Below are 19420 nucleotides of genomic sequence, written 5' to 3'. Positions count from 1 at the left end.
TAGGCTGGCGTCGACAACACTGGTGTACGGACATCACCGGCGACGGAAGAGATGAGCAATGAGCGCGCGCAGCTGGCGAGAAATCCTCGGCATCCTCACCGATGGCAACGATCTGGCCGCGGACGAGGCCGCGTGGGCGATGAACGAGATCTTCACCGATAGCGCCACCTCCGCGCAGATCGCGGCGTTCGGCGTCGCCATGAAGATGAAGGGCCCGACCCCGGTCGAGTTGAGCGGTCTGGCCGCGGGCATGCTCGCGCACGCGCGCCGGGTCGAGGTCGACGGCGCCGCGGTCGACATCGTGGGCACCGGCGGTGATCGCTCCGGCACGGTGAACATCTCGACCATGTCCTCGATCGTGGTGGCGGCCACCGGCATTCCGGTGGTCAAGCACGGCAACCGCGCGGCCTCCTCCAAGAGCGGCGGCGCGGACGTGCTCGAGGCGCTCGGGGTGAAGATCGCCCTGGGCCCGGAGTCGGTTGCCACGAGTGTGCGCGAGGTCGGCATCGGCTTCTGTTTCGCCCCGGTGTTCCATCCGTCGCTGCGTTTCGCGGGTCCCGCGCGCGCGGAGATCGGCATCCCGACGGTCTTCAATATCCTGGGCCCGCTGACCAATCCGGCCCAGCCGGGCGCGGGTCTGATCGGCTGCGCGTTCGCGGATCTGCTGCCGGTGATCGCCGGAGCGTTCGCCGAGCGCGGCGCGTCCGCCCTGGTGGTCCGGGGTAACGACGGCCTGGACGAGATCACCACCGCCGACACCACCGACGCCTGGGTCGTCGCGGGCGGCCGGCGGGCCGAAACCACCATCGATCCCACGAAACTCGGTATCGAGCGGGTCGCCCCCGAGGCGCTCAAGGGCGGGGACGCCACCCTGAACGCGGAGATCGCCCGGAATTTCCTGGCCGGCGCGGCCGGTCCGGTGCGCGATGCGGTGCTGCTGAACTCGGCGGCCGCGGTGGTGGCCTTCGAGCTCACCGCCGATCAGGTCGGCGAGGATCTGCACGACCGGCTCGGCGCGGCCCTGGAACGGGTTGCGGCGACGGTCGATTCGGGCCGGGCCGGCGAACTGCTCGAGCGCTGGGCGGAGCTGACGAACAAGCTCGGCTCGGAGTAGCCGCGCCCGGTGCCGTCGCGGACGCAACGGCACCGGGCGGCGGGCGACCGGTGTCCGCCTCGCGCACCCGGTTTCGGGCGCGGCGGGATCACTCGCCGATCGAGAAGCCCGCCTCGACGTCGACGCTCGAGTAGGACTTGAACGCGATGTGCGTCGCGGTCCGCACCACGCCCGGGGTCTTGTTGATGTGCCCGGTCACGACCTCGGCGATCTGCTGGTGGTCGCGCACGCGCACGATGCCGATCAGGTCCACGTCGCCCGCGCAGGAGTAGACCTCGGCGACGCCGTCGATGTCGGCCAGCGCCTGGGCGGTCTCGGGGATGCGGTCGGATTCTGCGTGGATCAGCACGATCGCGGTAATCATGGGACCACTTTAGGCGATGGCGGTGTCGGCGCGGTTCCGGCGCGGTGCCGCACCGCGTGCGGTCCGGCCCGCTCCCCGCGTACGCCGAGCTATCTGTAACCCCCGGTGCACGCTGGGGAAACCTGGGGCTTGATTCCGCGAATCCGCGTCCGCTACGCCCGTTTTGGGTGATCATGGATCGAAATGTGAACCGACCAGTAGTCACCTTGGGGCTACGCAGGGGGTTTTCGATGCTAGATCTGATTCCGGCCGTTCCGGTCCTTCGAAACATCACTCGCCGCACCGCGCGCCTGGCCGCGCGGACCTTGCTCGCGGGTGCCACGGTCGCGGCCATCGCCGCGGCCGTACCGGCGCATGCCGCGCCCGACCCCGTCCCCGATCCGGTAGCGAGCATCAGCACCGATGTGATCAAGATGATCGACTCGGTGACCACGCTGCAGCTGCCCGGTCAGGATCTGCCGACCGCGCTGAGCCCGACCACCGCGATCGTGGTGCTGGGCTACGGTCTGCTGCCGGACGGTGAGATGCGGCCGGAACTGATCAACCGGCTGTACGCCGGATACGTCTCGGCGCTGCTCTCGCCCCATTCCCCGGTCATCGTGACCGGCGGGAATCCGCAGGCCGGCCGCACCGAGGCGCAGGCGATGGCGGACTGGCTGATCGGGCGCGGCATCGACCCGCTGCGCATTCACAGTGAGACCCAGGCGAATTCGACGGTGCAGAACGCGGCGTTCTCGGCCAAGGTCATGGAGGCGATCGGCGCGCACGCGGCCATCCTGATCACCTCCGGCGACCACATCGCCCGCGCGCTCACCAACTTCCGCGCCGCGGGCATCGCGGTGGTCGCGACCATGACCCCGGATCACACCCCGCTCTCGGCCCAGCCCTTCGGCCCCGGCGAGGCGCCGCGCTGAGGCGGATGTGCTCGATGTGCCGTTGAACGAAGGCCCGCCCACCGAAACGGTGTGCGGGCCTTCGTCTTCGACAGCGCCGAAGAACGTCGAACGGCGGCGCGGCGGACGCGCGTGAGCATCCGGGCCCGGGGTGAGCGCGGCGGGGTTCAGCCGACACGCGTTCGGCCACACGCGGCCTACGGGAACAGCGAGCGCCCCGCGGCGTACCCGGGCTCGTTCACCGCTGTGCCCCGCTCACTCCAGGAACCGGGCTATCGCCGCGGCCACACAGGCGGGCTTGGCCTCACCGTCGATCTCGACGGTGACGGTGCGCTCGATCTGCACCCCGACCGGAATGTCCTGCGCCGCCGTGAGATTCACGCGGCCCCGGATGCGGCTGCCGACCGGCACCGGGTTGATGAACCGGACCTTGTCGAGCCCGTAGTTGATCGCCATGCGCGCGGAGCTGACCCGCATCACCTGCGCGGTCATCGGCACGATGAGCGAGAGCGTCAGGAATCCGTGGGCGATGGTGCGCCCGTACGGGCCCGCGGCCGCGCGCTCGGCGTCGACGTGGATCCACTGGTGGTCGCCGGTGGCCTCGGCGAACCGGTCGATGCGGTCCTGGTCGATGGAAATCCATTCGCTCACACCGATTTCCGTGCCGACGGCGGCGCGCAGCTGGTCGAAGGACGTGAAGTCGATCATGGGGCGAGCCCTTCTCAGATGCGGCGGCCGCCGTCGACGTAGATGGTCTGGCCGGTGACGAAGGAGGCGTCCGCGGACACCAGGAAGGACACCACGTTCGCGATGTCCTCGGGCTTGCCGACGCGGCGCAGCGGGGTGATCTCGGCGGCTTGCGCCCGGAAGACCTCCGGGTCGACGCCGACGCGGGCGGCGGTGGCGTCGGTCATGTCGGTGACGATGAAGCCCGGCGCGACGGCGTTGACGTTGATGCCGTACGGCCCGAGTTCGATGGCGAGGGTGCGGGTGAAGCCCTGGATGCCCATCTTGGCCGCGGAGTAGTTGGCCTGGCCCCGGCTGCCGAGGGCGGACACGCTGGAGGTGTTCACGATCTTGCCGGACTTCTGCTTCACCATGTAGCGCTGGGCGGCCCGGCTGCACAGGAACGCGCCGCGCAGGTGCACGGACATGACGGTGTCCCAGTCGTCGACGGACATCTTGAACAGCAGGTTGTCGCGCAGCACGCCCGCGTTGTTGACCAGCGCGTCGACCGAACCCAGTTCGGCGACAACGCGTTCGAAGGCCGCGTCGACCGAGGCTTCGTCGGTGACGTTGCAGCCCACCGCGATCGCCGCGCCGCCCTGGGCCGCGATGGCGTCCACGGCGCCCTTGCAGGCGGCCTCGTCGAGGTCGGCGATGGCAACGGTGAAGCCGTCCGCGGCCAGGCGGGCGGCGGTGGCCGCGCCGATGCCGCGGGCCGCGCCGGTGACGAACGCTACCTTGGGACTCATGGGTATCTCCTTGTCGCGGAAGGGTTTCAGACGATGGCGTTGACGCCGGTCAGCGCGCGGCCGATGAGCAGTTTCTGAATCTGGCTGGTGCCCTCGTAGAGGGTCAGTACGCGGGCGTCGCGCAGGTACTTGGCGACCGGGTACTCGTCGATGTAGCCGTAGCCGCCGAACACCTGAATGGCGTTGTTGGCGGCCTTGACCGCGGCTTCGCTGGCGAAGAGTTTGGCGACCGAGGCCTCGGTGCCGAACGGTTTGCCGCGTTCGACGAGGTCGGCGACCCGCCAGGCCAGCAGCCGCGCCGCCTCGACCTCCACCGCGATGTCGGCCAGCAGTTCCTGGACCAGCTGGTAGGAGGCGATGGGTTTGCCGAACTGCTCGCGCTCGGTCGCGTACTTCACCGCGGCTTCCAGGCAGCCGCGCGCGACGCCGACGCAGCCGGCGGCCACGCCCATGCGGCCCTTGTCCAGCGCCGCCATGGCGATCTTGAAGCCCTGGCCCTCGGCGCCGAGGCGCGCGGAGTCCGGCACCCGGACGCCGTCCAGGACCAGCTCGGCCGTGGCCTGCCCGCGCAGCCCGAGTTTGCCCTTGATCTCGGTGCAGGTGAATCCCGGTGCGTCCGTCGGCACCAGGAAGGCGCTCACGCCCCGGGGCCCGGGTCCGCCGGTGCGCGCGAAGATCAGGGCGACGTCGGCCCAGGTGCCGTTGGTGATGAAGATCTTGGTGCCGGTGAGCAGCCAGTCGTCACCGTCGCGTTCGGCCCGGGTGATCAGGCTGCTCGCGTCCGAGCCGGTGCCGGGTTCGGTGAGCCCGAAGCAGCCCAGCGCGGTCCCGGAGCACAGGCGCGGCAACCACTCTCGCTTCTGCCCCTCGGTGCCGTAGGTCTTGACGGTCTTGGCCACCAGCCCGAGCGAGACCGACACGATCCCGCGCACCGAGCTGTCGCCGACGCCGAGTTCTTCGAGCAGCAGGCAGTAGTCCAGCGCGGTCCCGCCGGATCCGCCGTACTCCTCGGGGATCTCGATGCCGAGAAACCCCATCGCCCCGAGCTTTCCGACGATGGCGGTGTCCACCGATTCCGCCCGATCCCAGGCGGCGGCGTAGGGCACGACCTCCTTCTCCACCCAGGCGCGGGCCAGGTCGCGCAATTGCCGCTGCGCGTCGTCGAGCTCGAAATCCATCGGCGAGAAGCTCCTAACCGAACGTTGTTAGGTTTACGCCACGAAGCTATCCTAACGCTGTTCGGTTTTTCAAGGCTCCCGGCACAACCCGCCGTGCACCCGCGAAGAGGGAGGTGTCCCCCATGGCCAGACCGAGGGTCCCGCTGCTGAGCCGCGACCGCATCCGCGCCGCCGCGCTCACCCTGATCGACCGCGACGGCCTGCCCGAACTGTCGATGCGCCGCCTGGCCGCCGAACTGAATGTCCAGGCCGCCTCCCTCTACGGCCACTACCCCACCAAGGACGATCTCCTCGACGACATCGCCCGCGGCATCATGGCCCGGGTGGACACCTCGGCCTTCGCGACCGGCGATTGGCGGCACGGCCTGACCTCCTGGGCCCGCTCCTACCGCGCGGCCCTGGCGGCCCACCCCAATTTCGTCCCCTACCTGGCCACCGGCCCCGGCACCCGCGAGGAGAACCTGCGCGCCGCCGACGCGGTCCACGGCGGCCTGGTCACCGCCGGCTGGTCCCCGCGCGAGGCCACCCTGATCGGCGCCGCGACCCGCTACCTGGTGATGGGCGCGACCCTGGGCTCCTTCTCCCGCGGCTTCAGCGACGACGCCCACCTCTACCGCGACCGCTATCCCCACCTGGACCAGGCCCACCGCCTACGAGCCAAGGCCGACGAAATAGATTCCGACAGCTTCGAGTTGGCCCTGACCTCCTTCGTAGACGGCCTGGCCCTGCGCTATCCCCCGGAAACACCCACCGCCGAACGCCCTTCGTAACACCGCGCCCGTCTCGAGCACAATGGATGACGTCGCGCACCTGCTGCGCCCGGTGATCCGGCACGCGGGCTTCGGTGACACTGGAGCGGGCTTCGGCCCGCTTCATCGCGACGCAGCCGAAGCCCGTCCCGGGCCTGCACCACCGCGCTACCTCCTGCCGGACCACCCGGACGCCGCGACCATGGAGCGGCTGCGGCGGGTCGCGACGATGCACTGAGTCCGCCGGCGCGCTCACCCGATCTCGCGGGCCCGGCGGCGATTAGTCTCCGGGCCCGCGTGCGAGAAATTCCCGGCGCGCACCGGTCTTATCGGCGTGTTTGCGGCGGAACATGATTCGGGGCGTGGTCTCGGCCGTTCTATTGCCGCGCCGACTCGGCGACTGCTAACCTTGCTACAGGAACGATTGCTCCGATATAGCCATCGAAGATGTAGCCATCAAACCCCAATACTCCCCCGTCCCTGTGACTTTCAGGGATTCTCGCTCAGCTTGCCGCGCCGTCGCATCTCCCGCGCACTGCAGTCGATGAAAAGAAACTCCTGCGGATTCATGACGAGTGCGAGCGATGCGTTTCGCGGCTCGCGCGGCGGGGATTGCGCTCCGGCGCCGCCACCAATTGCCCAGCGGGGCAACGAATAATCGGTGACGCGGCCCCGTGGGTGAATTATCCGAATTCCGCCGAACGGCTCGACAATCTCGACAGCTCTTGTCCCCAAAGATCAGCGCTTCGCTTTCTTCGCCATGCCCGCGCTGAGAAGGTGCGTGAACGATGCTTACCCATGTGCAATCGGACCGCTGGAGTGAATCGGTCGAAATCAACCCCCTGTACAGCGGCCTGGTTCCGCCCGGCGGGGTACCGAAATTCACGCTTCCCGACCACCCGATGTCACCCGAAGCCGCCGCGGCGCTCATTCGCGACGAGCTCATTCTCGACGGCAACGCACGGCTCAACATGGCGACGTTCTGCACGACGTGGATGGAACCGCAGGCCCGCGAACTCATCGCGGAGACCCTGGACCGGAACATCGTCGATCACGACCAGTACCCGCAGACCGCCGACATGGAGGCGCGCTGCGTCAACATCCTCGACAACCTTTGGCGCGACCCCGACGGCATCAGCGTGGGCTGTTCGACCAGCGGTTCCAGCGAGGCCGCGATGCTGGGCGGGCTGGCCATGAAATTCACCTGGCGCGAACGCCGGCGGGCGCGGGGCCTGTCGATCGAGCGGCCGAATCTGGCGCTGTCCACGGCCGTGCACACCTGCTGGCCCAAGTTCTGCCGGTACTGGGATGTCGAACCGCGCTGGATACCGATCGAGGAGGGCACCTACACCCTGGACCCCGCGCGACTGCCGGAGTACTGCGACGAGAACACCATCGGTGTGATCGGCGTGCTCGGGTCGACGCAGGTCGGCAAGCTCGATCCGATCGCGCGGATGTCGGCGGAACTGGACGAGTTGCACCGGCGCACGGGCCTGGACATCCCGATCCACGTGGACGCCGCGATCGGCGGTTTCATCACGCCGTTCCTGGAACCGGATCTGGTGTGGGACTTCCGTTTACCGCGGGTGCAGTCGATCAACGCCTCCGGGCACAAGTTCGGCCTGGTGTTCCCCGGCGTGGGCTGGATCGTCTGGCAGGAACCGTCCGCGCTACCCGAGGATCTCGTGCTGGACTGTGATCTGCTGGGCGGCAACGTGGAAACGTACACGCTGAGCTTCTCCCGTTCGGGCGCGCCGGTCATCGCCCAGTACTACAACTTCCTGCGCCTGGGTTTCGGCGGCTATCGGGCGGTGCAGCAGACCTGCGTGGACGTCACGCGCCATCTCGCCGAGCAGGTGGCCGGCATCGAGGGTCTGCAGGTCGTCTCGGGCGGCGAGCACCTGCCCATCCTCACCGTGCGGGTGCACCCCGACCACGAGCGGACGTTCACCGTCGCCGAGCTGTCCGATCGGCTGCGGGTGCGCGGCTGGCAGGCGCCCACCTACACGTTGCCGCCCGCTCTGGAACACATCGCGGTGGCCCGGTTCGTCATCCGCAACGGTTTCAGCAGGGCCGTCGCCGACATGCTCCTGACGGACATCCGGCGCGAGGTCGAATTCCTGATCGGCGGCGGCCGCACGAGCCGCGCCGCCGTGATTCCGGACTCCGGCGGCGACTGTTCGGCCGCCTAGCCCGGCCCGTGCGGCCGGGTGAAACCCGTTGCCGGGCACCGTAGGTCCGGCTCCACACCCGTTACGTTTCGAGGGATGTCCCATGTGCAGTGCTATCACGTCCGGGCGTGACATGTCCCGCGACGGCCGGCCCGCGCGGCTCGCCGCGCACGTGCTGTCGCATTACGGCCCGGTCTGGAACGCGGTCAACCGCATCACCCCGGTGCAGCGTCGGTTGAACAGTCAGCTCACCCAGATCGCGATGCGGAACCTGCCGACCCGGCCCGAGCCGCTGAGCGCCCGCGATTCCTACACCAGCTGGCCGTCGCTGACCGATCGGACCTACATCGGACGGCAGTTGCCGCCGGTGGACACCGAGCGGCCGGGTCTGCCGACGGTCGCCGAGACCGTCGAGTTGTTCCGGCGCTCGGGCCCGACCATCACCGCCGAACGCTCGAGCGCCCTGCTCCCCGCGTGGTCGCAGTGGTTCACCGACGGATTCCTGCACCGCGGCAACGATCCCGATCCCCGGCGCATCGATTCGACGCACGTGGTGGACGCCCGCCCGCTCTACGGGCACACCGAGGAGATCAGCAACGCCCTGCGCGCCTTCGAGGGCGGGCGGCTGCTGAGCCGCTGGGTCGGCGACGCGGAGTTCCCGCCGCTGCTGTGCGAGGGCGGGCAGATCAAACCGGAATTCGCGTCGGTGGAACCGGTTCGCTTCGAGCGCATTCCGTTCGAGAAGCGCGATTCGCTGTACGCCCTCGGCGGCGACGGTTCCAATTCCACCATCGGGACGCAGATGTTCGCGACCCTGTTCGTACGCGAGCACAACCGCATCGCCGGAATCATCGCGGCGGCACACCGGGATTGGGACGACGAACGCGTCTTCCAAACCACCCGCAATGTCATCATCGTGCTGATGACCCGGGTCGCGCTGGAAGACTATGTCAACCATCTCACGCCGTTCCACTTCCGGTTCTCGCTCGATCCGAAGCGCACCTATCGCGGGCCGTGGATTCAACCGAATTGGGTCACCGTCGAATACAGCATGTCCTATCGCTGGCACAGCATGATTCCGTCCGAATACATCATCGACGGCACGACCGTGCCCGTGTCCGACACGCTGGCGAATTCGAAACTGGTCGAGTCCCGCGGGCTCGGGCCGTTGTTCCAGGACCTCTCGACGCAGCCGGCGGGCAGGCTGGGTTTGCTCAACACGCACGAGTCGCTGCTGCCGACCGAGGAATCGACGATCGCGATGGGACGGGCCCTGAAAATGGCGTCCTACAACGACTATCGCGAATTCGCCGGATTGCAGCGGGTGACGGACTGGCGGCAGATATCCAGCGACAGCGCCGTCATATCCGGTCTGCGGGAACGCTATCGCACGATCGACGACATCGACTACTACGTCGGTCAGGCGGCCGAGGAGCCCGCGACCGGCGCGCTGTGGGGCCGCCTGATGGGGCGGATGTTCGTGGTGGCGGCCTTCTCCGAGCTCCTGAACCACCCGCTGCTGTCGCCCCGGCTGTTCACCCCGGAGACGTTCTCGCCCGAGGGTATGGCCGTCATCGCCTCGACCCATTCGTTCTCCGAGATCCTCGCGCGGAACATCCCCGAGGACAGCGGCACGTACGTGGTCACGCTCGGCCGGAGCGCGCCGCGATGAGCCCGCGGTTCCGGCGCGCGCCCGCGCGGCAGGCCCGGCCGGCGGACACCGTGCCGATCGACGCGGGCCACCGGATCCTGGCCCTGATCACCCTGGTGATCGCGCCGCCGCTGGTGCTGCTCGCCGCGGTTCCGGTGGCCCTGCGCTACGGGTGGGGCCCGTCGTGGCTGGATCTCGCGCTCGGCGGAATCCTGTATGCCGTGGCCATTTTCGGTATCACCGCCGGCTATCACCGGTGCTTCACCCATCGGTCGTACACCGCGCGCGGGCCGCTGAAGGTGGCGCTCGCGCTGGCGGGCGGCATCGCCCTCGAGGGACCCGTCACGCTGTGGGCGGCCGAGCATCGCCGCCACCATCGCTATTCCGACGCGCCCGGCGATCCGCACTCGCCCTGGCGGTTCGGGACGAGCCGGAAGGCGTTGCTGCGCGGGCTGTTCCACGCCCAGGTCGGCTGGTTCGCGACCGCGCCGAGCCGGGCCGACCGCGAACGCTACGTCCCCGATCTGCTGGCCGACCCGATCCTGCGCCGGATCGACCGCTGCTACCCGCTGATCGCCGCGGCCTCGCTGCTGCTGCCCGCGGCGCTGGGCGCCCTGGCGACCGCGAGCTGGCACGGCGCGATCACCGCGTTCCTGTGGGCCGGGCTCGTGCGCTACGCCCTGGTGCATCACATCACCTGGTCCGTCAATTCGATCTGCCACGCGTTCGGCGACCGGCACTACCCGACCCGCGGCGCGGACCAGTCCAGGGACGTTCGCTGGATAGCGTTCCTGACCTTCGGCGAAGGCTGGCACAACCTGCACCACGCCAATCCGACCAGCGCCCGCCACGGCGGCCTGCCCGGCCAGCACGATCCGACGGCGGCCCTGATCCGGGTGTTCGAACGCCTGGGCTGGGCCTACGACGTCCACTGGCCGGCCGTCGCGCACCACGACGACCCCCGGCCCGCCTAGCCCGCCCCCGGAACCGCAGTGCGGCAACGCATACGGTGTCATCGGGCTGGATCCCGCGCAGTGCGTTCCGGCGGGCCGCCGGCAGCCGCGGACAGCGCTGCACGCTCAGCGCATCGCCGGGACGTCCTCCACGGCGCGCAGCTGTGACGAGCGACGGAGGGCCGCTGTCACCGGTGGTTCCTCCGAGCGCCCTCGCCGTCGGCGTCACCGCCGCACCGGGCTCCCGGCACGGGAGCCGGCGTCCCGACGCGGTGGGCGGCACGAACCGGGGCCCGGGTCGCGATCGACCCGGGCCCCGTCGCCCAACGGCGTTGTCCCTCAAGAGATCCCGAACTCCGCGCGTACCCGGTCCTCGGTCAGCCCGTAGTCGGCGAGCGAGTAGCGATGCGCGGGTTTGCGGTCGCCGCTCTTGCTCTCCTCGTCGAGGGCGGTCATGGCCGCCCGGGCGGGCTCGTCGAACTCCAGGCCGAACGCGGTGTAGATCCGGTCCACCGTCCCCATCGGGTCGGCGCGCAGGTCGTCGAACTCGATGTCGAGGAACTGGTCCGGGTTGTATCGCGCTCGGGCGGTGGTGAACTCGCGCAGGCCGCGGGACCACAGCTCGAGCTGGGTCTCGCCGATCGTGTCACCGGTGAAGGTTTCGGACCAGCCGCGGGCGGCGTGATCGGCCAGGCTGCACGCGGACCCGACGATGGTGACCGGGTCGCGGTGGGTCTGGATGATCAGCGCGTCGGGGTAGGCCGCCATCAGCGCGTCCAGGGCGAACAGGTGGCTGGGGTTCTTGAGCACCCAGCGGCGGTTGTCGCCGAGTCCGATGAGCTGCAGGTTCTTCCGGTGCCGGGCGTAGGCGTCGGTCCAGTCCTGCTTGCGCAGCCACTGCGAGTAGGTCGGCAGGTAGGCCAGCGTCTCGTACGAGATCGACTTCACCGTCTGGCGCAGCAGCTGCCAGCACTCTTCCACGTCGGAGGCGCTCATGTAGTGCAGCCCCATGAAGTCCGGGTTCTCCACCCGGTGCTGGGCGAACCCGGCGTCGATGCGCTGGTAGATCGGGTTGTCGGCCCACGTCTCGCGCGGCGGTCGCGGCTGCGGCAGTTCGGCGAGCCACATCTCCAGCGCCTGATGCCCCGGGTCGGCCGCGAGCAGCCGGTGCAGGGCGGTGGTGCCGGTGCGCGGCAGGCCGGTCACGAAAATCGGCCGCTGGACCGGGGTGTCGGCGTAGGCCGGGTTGGCTTTCCAGGACGCCTCGCTCAGCGCGCGGGCGACCAGGGCCCCGCGCAGGAAGTACCGGCTCATCTTGGAGCCGAGTTCGGTGAGCCCGGCATCGCGCTGGTAGGACTCCAGCAGGACGCCCAGACCCTCGAGGTGGTCGTCGCCGCCGAAATCCTCGAGGCCGCAGACCCGGGTGGCCGAGGCGTGCAGATCCTCGACGGTGCCGACGGTGGTGCGTGCGCTCATTCAGGTAACTCCTTTTCGGGCCGGGGGCCGCGACAGACTCGAGCATCTGCCGTAGCCCCCGGAAAAGCTTGGTCAGACGTGGTATTCGCCGCAGTTCACGTCGATGGTCTGGCCGGTGATGGCGTTGGCCCAGGGCGAGGCCAGGAACACGACGGTCTGCGCGATCTCGTCCGGCAGCGGCAGTCGCTTGAGATCGGATTTGGACGCGGTCTGCTGGTACACCTGTTCCTCGGTGATCCCGTACTTCTTGGCGATCTCCCCGAAGTACCACTTGAGCTGGTCGGTCCAAATGTATCCGGGCGCAACGCTGTTGACCCGGATTCCCTTCTCACCGAGCTCGGTGGCCAGGGTCTGCGAGAGCGCCAGCAGCGCCGACTTGGAGACCTTGTAGCTGCCGTAGCGCGGCTCGGAGTGCCGTAGCACCGCCGAGTTGATCATGACCACATTGCCCTGGGTCTCGGTCAGCGCCTCGGTGAAAGCCTGCGTCATCCGCAGGTTTCCGAGCACGGTGAGATCGAGGCTGGTGGTGATCTGCGCGTAGTCGGTGCGCGCGAGCGGCTTCATGGACGGCACCGAGAACGCGTTGTTCACCAGCACGTCCACCCGCCCGAACGCCTTGAGCGTGCGCGCCACCAGGTTCGCGACGGCGTCGGCGTCGGTGATATCGGTGACCACGCTGAGGGTTTCACCCCCGGCGGCCTCGACCTCGGCCGCGACCTCCTTCAACCGCGCCTCGGTCCGGGCGGCGAGCACGACCTTGGCCCCGGCCGCGGCGGCCTCGAGGCAGATGGACCGCCCGAGCCCCGGGCCCACGCCGCTGACCACGACGACCTTGCCCGCGAGCAGTCCTGTTTCGAGCCGGCTCATCCCAGCATCCTTTCCGCGAAACCACGCTGACGGGCGGCGATTCGGTCGCGCCAGCCCGCGTCGTCGATCCGATTGTGTGCGAAGTGCGGCAGCCGTTCGGCCACCTTGTCGAAGGGCACCAGTTCGAAGGTGGGGCCCTGGTCCGGCGTGACCGGGGAATCGACGCGCTGCCAGCGGAACTGGAGGATCCCGCGGCGGCGTCCGGTGGTCTCGACCCAGTTGGCGATGCCGGGGTTGCGCGCCGACACCACCAGCCGGACGAGCCCGTCCGGATCCACCTGCGCCTGTGCGTGATTGAGGCTGGTCTGGTGGTTCACGTAGTCCAGCGAGATGTACCAGCGGCTGCCGAGCTGGAAACCCAGGTACGGCGCCTGCGATTTCGGCACCGTGATGATCAGCGCCTGGTCGTCGGCGAGGTCGTAGTGCCCGACCGAGGAGTACTGGGTGCTCAATCCGCCCGGGGTGAGCCGGGGTTCGGTCAGGGTGTTGACCGGCAGATCCAGGTAGAACCACTTGGGGAAGTTGAACCAGGTGTGCACGCGGGTCAGCAGCATGCGCCCGGCGGCCCGGTAGCGCTTGCGCAGCTGGGTCACGTCGGGTTCGGCCGGCGCGGTGCCGACGGTGTCGACGCGTTCGATGCGAATGGTGCCCTTGCGCTCGGACAGCCAGTCCCCGTACACCTCGCGCACCGCGAGCATGGACGCGCCCTCGCCGAGCACGAAGTAGTTCGGCTCCGGATTCTCCTTGGGCGGCCCGAACCGCAACTGGTAGCTGCCGTCCGCGGCGATGTCGAGGCGGCGATCGTCGAACGCGTCCTGCCCGCCCGGCACGTCGGTGGCGGTGTAATCGCCCTTGAGCACCTGGAAACTCAGGTCGACGGTGCTGCCGCGCACGCCGGTGAGCAGGTACTCCGCGCCGGGTTCCACGTTGGCGTGGTAGTACAGCGTGTCCGGGTTGTCCAGGCCCATCTTGGCGTAGGGCCCGGTGGAGGACACGAAGTACGGGTGCGAGGTGCCGTGCGCGCGCGAGAGCTGCAGCACCGCGGCGATACTGCCCTGCAGGTAGTCGTAGCCCTCGGCGAGGTCGTGCTCGTCGCGGATGAATTCCGCTGCCGCGATGAGCTTCTCGGCTTCCGCGACCGCGGCCAGGAAGGGCTCGGTCAGCGGCAGTTCGGCCTGTTCGATATCGGGTTGTGGCATCTGGCCTCAGCCATTCCTCTCGGAGAGTCCGCCGAGTTCGCGGCGGATCAATTGGGCGATGTCGACGGGGGTCCCGGCCTGCGGGGTGATGGTGAGTTCGGCGTATTCGGGCCGCTCGTACGGTGAGTCGATCCCGGTGAACTCGCGCAGTTCGCCCGCGCGGGCGCGCTTGTACAGCCCCTTGGGATCGCGCAGCTCGCACTCGCTCAGCGGGGTGTCCACGAACACCTCGAAGAACGGCAATCGCTTGTCGTCGTGCAGCTTTCGCGCGTCGCGCCGCTGTTCGCGGAAGGGGCTGATGAGCGAGACGATGGCGACGGTGCCCGCGTCGGCGAACAGCGCCGCGACCTCGGCCACCCGCCGGATGTTCTCGCGCCGGTCCTCGTCGGTGAAGCCGAGGTTGCTGGTCAGCCCGTGCCGCAGGTTGTCGCCGTCGAGCAGGTACGCGGGCCGCCCGGACGCGATGAGCTGGCGCTCGAGTTCCACGGCGATGGTGGACTTGCCGGAGCCCGAGAGCCCGGTGAGCCAGATGGTCGCGCCCGCGCTCAGGCGCTGCCCGCGATCGACCTTGGAGTTGTGCCACACCAGGTTCGGGCGCGGGCGCCGTCCGCTGGTGCGATGCCCGCGATCGCTGCTGGTCTCGATCTTGCCCGGGGTGCGCCCGGTGATCATGCCCGCCGCCACCGTCTGGTTGGTGGCGTCGTCGACCAGGATGAAGCTGCCGGTGGCGCGGTTGTCGCGGTAGGCGTCGAACATGACCGGCTGGCGGCTGTGCAGCGTCAGGCGCCCGATGTCGTTGAGCCCCAGCTGTTCCGCGTCGGTCTGCCGGTGCAGGGTGTTCACGTCCAGGCGGTAGTCGAGGTCGGTGACCCGCACCTTGGTCGACTGGGTGGCGGTGCGCAGGCTGTAGTCGTTCCCGGCGCGCAGCTGCGTGGTGTCGGAGAACCAGCACACCATGGCGTCGAGCTCACGGTCCTGGTGCGGCTGGTTGCCGGGCCGGGCGAGCATGTCGCCGCGCCCGACGTCGATGTCGTCCTCGAGAGTGAGCGAGACCGCCATGCCGGCGTACGCCTCCTCGACCTTGCCGCCGCCCGGCGCCCAGATCTGCGCGACGTGACTGCTGCGCCCCGAGGGCAGCACCACGACCTCGTCACCGGGCTTGAAGATCCCGCCGGCGATGGTGCCGGCGTAGGAGCGTTCGCTCTCCCCGTGCGGGCGGATGACGTACTGCACGGGCAGCCGCGCGTCGATGAGGTTGCGGTCGGAGGCGATGTGCACCTCCTCCAGGTGCCGCAGCAGCGGCGGTCCGGCGTACCACGGTGTGTGCGTCGAGGATTCGACCACGTTGTCCCCGGTGAGCGCGGACACCGGCAGGAAGCTCAGGTCGCCGACGTCGAGTTTGGTGGCGAAATCGGCGAACTCGGAACGGATTTCCTCGAACCGCTCCTCGGACCAGTCGACCAGGTCCATCTTGTTCACGCACAGCACCAGGTGCCCCACCCCCAGCAGCGAGGACAGGAACGCGTGCCGCCGCGTCTGCTCGGAGACGCCCTTGCGCGCGTCGACCAGGATCAGCGCCAGATCCGCGGTGGACGCGCCGGTCACCATGTTGCGGGTGTACTGCACGTGCCCGGGGGTGTCCGCGATGACGAATTTCCTGCGCGGAGTGGTGAAGTAGCGGTAGGCGACATCGATGGTGATGCCCTGCTCGCGTTCGGCACGCAGCCCGTCGGTGACCAGCGCCAGGTCCGGCTGCCCGCTGCCGCGGCCCAGGCTGACCCGCTCGATGGCGTCGAGCTGATCGGTGAACAGCGCCTTGGAGTCGTACAGCAGGCGTCCGATGAGGGTGGACTTGCCGTCGTCGACGCTGCCCGCGGTGGCCAGGCGCAAAAGGTTGCGGCGCATCAGAAGTAGCCCTCTCGCTTGCGATCCTCCATGCCGGAGTCCGAGATGCGGTCGTCGGCGCGGGTGGCGCCGCGTTCGGTGAGCCGGGTGACGGCGGTTTCGGCGATCACCTCGGCGGGGGTGGCGGCGGTGGATTCCACGCAGCCGGTGCAGTCGGCGTCGCCGAGGGTGCGGAAGCGCACGGTGTTCTCGAACAGCGGTTCGTCGGCGGCGGGGGTGATGAATCTGTTGTCCGCCAACAGCATTCCGTCGCGTTCGAGCACGAGCCGCCGGTGCGCGTAGTACAGCGACGGCAGCGCCACCTCGGCGCGGTCGATGTACTCCCAGATGTCGAGTTCGGTCCAGTTCGAGAGCGGGAACACGCGAATGTGCTCGCCCCGGTTGTGCCTGCCGTTGTAGAGGTTCCACACCTCCGGGCGCTGCGCCCGCGGATCCCACGCGCCGTATTCGTCGCGGAAGCTGAAGACCCGTTCCTTGGCGCGGGCCTTCTCCTCGTCCCGGCGCGCGCCGCCGAAGACCGCGTCGAAGCGGTTCTCCCGGATGGCGCGCAGCAGGGTGGCGGTCTGCAGCCGATTGCGGGTCTCCCCCGCCTTCTCGGTGACCCGGCCGGCGTCGATGTCGTCCTGCACGCTGCCGACCAGCAGCTGTGCCCCGAGCCGGGCGACGGTGCGATCGCGGAAGTCGATCACCTCGTCGAAGTTGCGGCCGGTGTCGATGTGCATGAGCGGGAACGGCAGCGGCGCGGGCCAGAAGGCCCGCCGCGCCAGCTCCAGCATGACCGCCGAGTCCTTACCCCCCGAGAACAGCAGTACCGGCCGTTCGAAGGTGGCGGCCACCTCCCGGATGATGTGCACCGATTCCGCCTCCAGGGCGTCCAGGTGCGTCAGCTCGTATCCCGCGCGCATTCGCTTCACTCACTCGCCGCGCCGATCCGTCCCCGCTGTGTCCGAGAGCCGTTGCGCCCGGGACTTGCGGTGTCGAATATTCGACGCTATCGTTCGATAATGTGACACCGACGATAGGTCGGTTGACCGGTACTGGTCAATACCTCGCGCCGATTTACCCGGCGCGGGTTTCTCGCCGCCTGCCCGTAGCGCACCGAAGAGGGACACCGTGACCGACAGCCCCGCCACCGCCACGCTCGGTGACACCGCGCTCGCCGCGCCCGGTGACCAGAGCGCCGCCTCCCCGCCCACCCGCCGGGTCGTGCAGACCGTGGACCTGCTGTCCCGCCACGCGGCAGAACAGCTTTCGCTCGCCCGCATCGTCCGGGCCACCGGCATGTCCCGGGCCACCGCGCACGCGGTGCTGACCCAGCTGACCGCCGAGGGCTGGACGGTCCGCGACGCGGACGGCAACTACGCCCTCGGCCTGGGCCTGATGGCGGTCGCCCGGCGCGCCGAGGCGGCGTTCCCGCTGCGCCGCACGGCCGCCGACGCCCTGCGCGCGCTGGCCGCCGACCGCGGCGTCCCGGTCTTCCTCGCCGAACGCGAACGCGACACCATCGCCGTCACCGAGATCATCGGCACCCCGTCCGTGCCCTGGATCCGGCACGCCAGGCGCATACCCTTCGCCCCGCCCGTGTGCCGCGAATTCATCGCCTGGGCACCGGAATCCGAACGCCGCGCCTGGCTCGCCACCGCCGACCCGGCCCATCGCGAACGGCTGTCCGCGGTCCTGGACGCCATCGCCTCGCGCGGCTATTCGGTCGAGCGCCTGGCCGACGATTCCGCGCCGATGCTCGAGGCGCTGTCCGCGCTGCGGCACTCCCCCGTCACCGATCCGCTGCGGCACCGGCTCAGTGCCATGATCACCGAACTCATCACCATCGACTACCTGCCCGACGAACTGGGCGAGAACAACGCCGTGGTGTCGGTGGCCGCCCCGATCTTCGGCCCGGACGGCACGGTCATCGCCTCGGTCGTGAGCTGCCCCGACACCCACCTGCCCGCCGCGGCGCTGCGCGAACTGGCAGCGGCCACCGTCACCGCCGCGGAGTCGATCACCGCGAGCCTGCGGCCCTGACCTGCCACGCCGCGACGTGCGCGCCCGGTGCGGCAGGATTGCGCGATGGAACCCATCTCATCGCGGGAGATCTACTCCAATCCCTGGATCACGCTGCACGAGGACATCATTCGCCGCTCGGACGGCGACGGCCTGTACGCCTACATCGACAAGGCGCACTTCGCCATCGTCATTCCGCGCGACGGCGACCGATTCCACCTGGTGGAACAGTTCCGATACCCCCTGCGCCGGCGCAGCTGGGAGTTCCCCGGCGGCACGGTGCCCGGCACGCCCTTCGATCCCATCGCCGCCGCCCGGCAGGAGCTGCGTGAGGAAACCGGTTTGCGCGCAGCGCATCTCACCCTGCTGGGCAAGATCGCCCCCGCACCCGGCACCAGCAATCACTACGGCCACGTGGTGCTGGCCGGCGGACTGACCGCGGGCGAACCCGAACGCGAGCCCTCCGAACAGGACATGCGCGCCGCGTGGTTCTCCCGGGCGGACGTGGAAGCGATGATCGCGAATGGCGTCATCGTCGATTCCCAGACCATCGCGGCGTATCTGCTGCTGCTTTTACACGAGCGCGATAACCCCGCGTAGTGAGTTCCGATCACGGTTCGGCATAGTCACCGACCGCCCGGTCAGGGGCGGTATCCGGGCGGATTATCCAGGGTGTCGATTCCGCCCGAATCTTCGCAATTCCCGTTTAAGATGCGGTGATAGTTCCTTTGCATTGACCACCAGGTGACCCGATCACCAGGTCACCGCCGCGCACACGTGCGCCCGGGATGAGCGAGGTTCACACACTATGAGCGGCAATCCTTTTCATAGACCCATCGCCCGCACGGCGATCCTCGCCGGGATCGCCTCGGCCGCCGTCCTGATGGCGGCCCCGGCGCAGGCCGAACCGCTGTGGCCCGGCGGGCCGGATATTCCCGGCGTCCCCGCGATCATTCCGCCGCCGCCACCGGCTCCGGTCTTCGCGCCGTGCACCACGGCCGGCGCCCGGGTCTGCATGAGCCTGTCGCAGAACCAGGCCTGGCTCATGGAGGACGGCAAGGTCACCTACGGCCCGACCCCGATCTCGCACGGGCGGCCCGGCTACGAGACCCCGCCCGGCGTCTTCAGGGTGGCCTTCAAGAAGGAGTACCACTGGAGCACCATGCATCACGCCGACATGCTCTGGGCGGTCTTCTTCAACGGCGACATCGCCACCCACATCGGCCCGATCGAGGAGCAGTCGCACGGCTGTATCCGCATGGTGCCCGAGGGCGCCGAAAGGCTGTACCACCACGTGAATCCGGGCGACATCATCGAAGTGGTCAACTGACGCCGCTTCCCGGACGATGCACCCCGGCGGAATCCGTTCCGCCAGGGGCGCACTCGTGGATTCCGGGCCCTGCCGCTCACGATCGATCGGC

General features: G+C 69.2%; 19 protein-coding genes. 10 read left to right on the top strand and 9 right to left on the bottom strand.

The features are described 5' to 3' along the window. Positions 1 to 58: 58 nt before the first annotated feature. Positions 59 to 1114: an anthranilate phosphoribosyltransferase gene (gene trpD, locus ACWDOP_RS28865; RefSeq protein WP_454206755.1), complete on the top strand. Its 1056-nt coding sequence runs from the start codon at positions 59 to 61 to the stop codon at positions 1112 to 1114. Between the two features lie 88 nt (positions 1115 to 1202). Here the strand turns inward: trpD and ACWDOP_RS28860 are convergent, their stop codons facing one another. Continuing rightward, positions 1203 to 1478: an Lrp/AsnC family transcriptional regulator gene (locus ACWDOP_RS28860; protein ID WP_456347550.1), complete on the bottom strand. Its 276-nt coding sequence runs from the start codon at positions 1476 to 1478 to the stop codon at positions 1203 to 1205. 230 nt (positions 1479 to 1708) lie between these two features. On the opposite strand from ACWDOP_RS28860, the gene ACWDOP_RS28855 reads away from it, so the two are divergent. Beyond that, complete coding sequence (locus ACWDOP_RS28855; protein ID WP_456347549.1) at positions 1709 to 2392, top strand: YdcF family protein; 684 nt, start codon at positions 1709 to 1711, stop codon at positions 2390 to 2392. Positions 2393 to 2626: 234 nt separating this feature from the next. On the opposite strand, the gene ACWDOP_RS28850 is transcribed toward ACWDOP_RS28855, so the two are convergent. Genes ACWDOP_RS28850 through ACWDOP_RS28840 form a run of 3 tightly spaced genes read right to left on the bottom strand, consistent with a single transcriptional unit; the run spans position 2627 to position 5024 of the window. After that, positions 2627 to 3079, bottom strand: coding sequence for a MaoC family dehydratase (locus ACWDOP_RS28850; protein WP_456347548.1), 453 nt, complete (start codon positions 3077 to 3079; stop codon positions 2627 to 2629). 14 nt (positions 3080 to 3093) lie between these two features. After that, on the bottom strand, positions 3094 to 3846 hold the full coding sequence (gene fabG / locus ACWDOP_RS28845; RefSeq protein ID WP_456347547.1) for a 3-oxoacyl-ACP reductase FabG: 753 nt from the start codon (positions 3844 to 3846) through the stop codon (positions 3094 to 3096). Positions 3847 to 3872: 26 nt separating this feature from the next. After that, a complete protein-coding gene (locus ACWDOP_RS28840; RefSeq protein ID WP_456347546.1) occupies positions 3873 to 5024 on the bottom strand; it encodes an acyl-CoA dehydrogenase family protein in 1152 nt (383 codons plus the stop codon). A gap of 122 nt (positions 5025 to 5146) precedes the next feature. On the opposite strand from ACWDOP_RS28840, the gene ACWDOP_RS28835 reads away from it, so the two are divergent. The 5 genes from ACWDOP_RS28835 to ACWDOP_RS28815 all read left to right on the top strand — a co-directional run bounded on the left by ACWDOP_RS28835 (position 5147) and on the right by ACWDOP_RS28815 (position 10569). After that, positions 5147 to 5794, top strand: a complete 648-nt coding sequence (locus ACWDOP_RS28835; protein WP_456347545.1) for a TetR/AcrR family transcriptional regulator — start codon at positions 5147 to 5149, stop codon at positions 5792 to 5794. Between the two features lie 22 nt (positions 5795 to 5816). After that, positions 5817 to 6011, top strand: a complete 195-nt coding sequence (locus ACWDOP_RS28830; RefSeq protein ID WP_456347544.1) for a hypothetical protein — start codon at positions 5817 to 5819, stop codon at positions 6009 to 6011. A gap of 550 nt (positions 6012 to 6561) precedes the next feature. Further along, the gene (locus ACWDOP_RS28825; protein ID WP_456347543.1) at positions 6562 to 7965 is read left to right on the top strand and encodes a glutamate decarboxylase; all 1404 of its coding nucleotides are present in this window, start codon (positions 6562 to 6564) and stop codon (positions 7963 to 7965) included. Between the two features lie 82 nt (positions 7966 to 8047). Next, positions 8048 to 9616 (top strand): peroxidase family protein, encoded by a 1569-nt coding sequence (locus ACWDOP_RS28820; protein ID WP_456347542.1) that lies wholly within the window; start codon positions 8048 to 8050, stop codon positions 9614 to 9616. Beyond that, a complete protein-coding gene (locus ACWDOP_RS28815; RefSeq protein WP_456347541.1) occupies positions 9613 to 10569 on the top strand; it encodes an acyl-CoA desaturase in 957 nt (318 codons plus the stop codon). Before ACWDOP_RS28820 ends, ACWDOP_RS28815 begins: the two co-directional genes overlap by 4 nt. Before the next feature lie 318 nt (positions 10570 to 10887). Here ACWDOP_RS28815 and ACWDOP_RS28810 read toward each other — a convergent pair whose 3' ends face one another. The 5 genes from ACWDOP_RS28810 to cysD form a co-directional block, all read right to left on the bottom strand. Then, the gene (locus tag ACWDOP_RS28810) at positions 10888 to 12024 is read right to left on the bottom strand and encodes a sulfotransferase family protein (protein ID WP_456347540.1); all 1137 of its coding nucleotides are present in this window, start codon (positions 12022 to 12024) and stop codon (positions 10888 to 10890) included. 72 nt (positions 12025 to 12096) lie between these two features. Then, positions 12097 to 12891, bottom strand: a complete 795-nt coding sequence (locus ACWDOP_RS28805; protein WP_456347539.1) for an SDR family oxidoreductase — start codon at positions 12889 to 12891, stop codon at positions 12097 to 12099. Beyond that, positions 12888 to 14090 carry a hypothetical protein gene (locus tag ACWDOP_RS28800; protein ID WP_456347538.1) on the bottom strand — a complete coding sequence of 401 codons (1203 nt, stop codon included), beginning with the start codon at positions 14088 to 14090 and terminating at the stop codon, positions 12888 to 12890. Before ACWDOP_RS28800 ends, ACWDOP_RS28805 begins: the two co-directional genes overlap by 4 nt. A gap of 6 nt (positions 14091 to 14096) precedes the next feature. Further along, positions 14097 to 15995 carry an adenylyl-sulfate kinase gene (cysC, locus tag ACWDOP_RS28795; protein ID WP_456347537.1) on the bottom strand — a complete coding sequence of 633 codons (1899 nt, stop codon included), beginning with the start codon at positions 15993 to 15995 and terminating at the stop codon, positions 14097 to 14099. Continuing rightward, entirely contained in the window at positions 15995 to 16900 is a 906-nt protein-coding gene (gene cysD / locus ACWDOP_RS28790; RefSeq protein WP_456347536.1) for a sulfate adenylyltransferase subunit CysD, read from the bottom strand. Before cysD ends, cysC begins: the two co-directional genes overlap by 1 nt. Before the next feature lie 208 nt (positions 16901 to 17108). On the opposite strand from cysD, the gene ACWDOP_RS28785 reads away from it, so the two are divergent. The 3 genes from ACWDOP_RS28785 (at position 17109) to ACWDOP_RS28775 (ending at position 19329) form a co-directional block, all read left to right on the top strand. Then, positions 17109 to 18020: a helix-turn-helix domain-containing protein gene (locus ACWDOP_RS28785; protein ID WP_456347535.1), complete on the top strand. Its 912-nt coding sequence runs from the start codon at positions 17109 to 17111 to the stop codon at positions 18018 to 18020. Positions 18021 to 18065: 45 nt separating this feature from the next. Beyond that, entirely contained in the window at positions 18066 to 18599 is a 534-nt protein-coding gene (locus ACWDOP_RS28780) for an NUDIX domain-containing protein (RefSeq protein ID WP_456347534.1), read from the top strand. Between the two features lie 208 nt (positions 18600 to 18807). Further along, positions 18808 to 19329, top strand: coding sequence for a L,D-transpeptidase (locus ACWDOP_RS28775; RefSeq protein WP_454206718.1), 522 nt, complete (start codon positions 18808 to 18810; stop codon positions 19327 to 19329). Positions 19330 to 19420 lie beyond the last annotated feature (91 nt).

The sequence above is a fragment of the Nocardia sp. NPDC003693 genome (assembly GCF_053981095.1).
This window is presented reverse-complemented; position numbering and strand designations above follow the sequence as displayed.